This window comes from Candidatus Cloacimonadota bacterium (assembly GCA_034661015.1).
Classification (GTDB): Bacteria; Cloacimonadota; Cloacimonadia; order JGIOTU-2; family JGIOTU-2; genus JAYEKN01.
The window spans coordinates 1-2065 of record JAYEKN010000227.1; the positions used below are offsets into that span (position 1 = coordinate 1).

A 2065-nucleotide genomic window follows, 5' to 3' on the forward strand; every position below is an offset into this window, starting at 1 on the left:
TTTAAAAAATTAAATTAGTAATTATTGTGAAATTGAATTTATTTAAGGATTGACTTATGCAACAGACAAAAGTATTTTTAGTTGAAGACAATTTTTTAATAGGGAATGATATAATGCTGAAATTGCAAAATATCGGTTATGTTGCTAATAAACCAATAAGTTCCGCAGAAAAAGCCTTGCAGGAAATAGAAAAATTTGCTCCTGATATTGCATTGTTGGATATACAATTGCGTGGTGAGATGGATGGAATTGAGTTGGCTACAATTATCAAAAATAAATACAAAATACCTGTAGTTTTTTTGACAGCATATTCTAACCATAAAATTTTGGATAAGGCAAAATTATCCGATCCATTCGGATACGTTATTAAACCATATTCCTTACGCGAACTGAGGGTTACGGTGGAAATGGCGTTATACAAATATAAGATTGAGCAACAGCTTGTTACGAGTGAGCAGCGCCATCGGATTATTTCAGAACTCTCATCAGATTTCTTTTATTCATTAATTTGCGATTCGGCGGACAACCTTTCATTTGAATGGATATCAAAAGCGTTTCAACGTGTAACAAGTTATTCAAAAAAAGAAGTTGAAAATTTCAATACATGGATCAGTCATATATATTCACACGATCAGGTCATTCTCAAGGATGCCATCGGAAAGCTATTAAAAAACGAATCCGTTTCAATTGAATATAGAATTTATAATAAAATGGGAAAGATCATCTGGATCAATGATAGACTAAAACCCATTTACGATGAGTCGCAAAATAAAGTTATAAGAATTTTTGGTGCGGTTCAGGATATTACCAAGCGAAAATTAGCAGAAATTAAATTAGAAAAAAGTTATCTGAAAATCAAAAATGTTTTTTGCGACACTGTAATGGCATTAGCTTCCGCAATGGAATTACGGGATCAATATATCGGTGGACATTTAAGAAAAGTGGCAGCACTTTCTTCTGCAATAGCTGAAAAATTGGGTTTATCTGAAGATGAGGTTGAGGGAATAAGAATTACCGGTCTTTTACACGATATTGGAAAAATCAAGATACCTGGTGAGATTCTAAATAAACCAAGAAAATTAACTTCCTATGAATATAATTTTATCAAAGAGCATCCTCAGACCGGATATGACATTTTGAATGAAGTTGATTTCCCCTGGCCTGTAGCACAGACGGTTTTACAGCACCACGAAAAGCTTGATGGTTCCGGTTATCCAAACGGTTTGAAGGGTTCTGAAATTATCCTTCCAGCCAAAATAATAATAGTTGCAGATGTTGTATCAGCTATGTGTTCGAGCAGACCATACAGAGGAGAGCTGGGTATAGAAGCAGCTTTGCAGAAAATCGAAAATGGAAAGGGAACTCTTTATGATTCGAAAATCGTGGATGCCTGTGTGGATCTCTTTGAAAACGATAATTTCACCCTCAATGAAAAACCAAACTAACGGGAGCCCTGTTCTTTGGAGTAAAATATCCGCCTGCCTCGTGTCCGCCAGCCGGCGGATTATCTGTTTTATTTATCCCGCCTGCCCAGTGAAATCTGTTTTTTTCGATATTTCATTCGGGTGAAATGATTTTATCTTTTTTATTTATCCCGTGAAATGCTGTTATCTTTTTTATTTCACTGGGATTTCACTGGGATTTCACAAGGGTAATATTTTAAATATGTAAAATCTGGGAAATCGTCCTCCAAATTGTTCAAAAATTAGTTACTTCAAACAAAAATATGCTTTACTTACTGGCTTTTATCCTTTTGCTATTTATTTTTACTATTTTAAATATAATGGATTACGATTCCACCTACAAAGTAATTTCTGCTTTTGGTTGGAGACGAGAAAAAAATCCGATTGCACGCTTTTTCATTAAAAAATTCGGCTTAAAAAAAGGTATGCTAATTCTCAAATCCATTCTGCTAATCATCTACCCGCTAATGATTTACTATTTCCTTAATGAACCTGTTGATATTATCATTACCTTGATTGTTGCAAACATCATTTTTATCCTAATCGTTAGAAATAATTACAAAATAGTCAGAAAACATATAAAATTGCACTCAATGTTTAAG

2 protein-coding genes are annotated in these 2065 nt (G+C 33.8%); both read left to right on the forward strand.

Going from position 1 to position 2065, the window contains the following annotated elements; genetic code table 11:
- The first annotated feature begins 56 nt into the window (after window positions 1–56).
- Window positions 57–1445 (forward strand): HD domain-containing phosphohydrolase, encoded by a 1389-nt coding sequence (locus U9P79_08560; GenBank protein MEA2104673.1) that lies wholly within the window; start codon window positions 57–59, stop codon window positions 1443–1445.
- Between the two features lie 281 nt (window positions 1446–1726).
- Window positions 1727–2065 (forward strand): DUF5658 family protein (locus tag U9P79_08565; protein ID MEA2104674.1); only part of this gene is annotated, 339 nt, incomplete at its 3' end.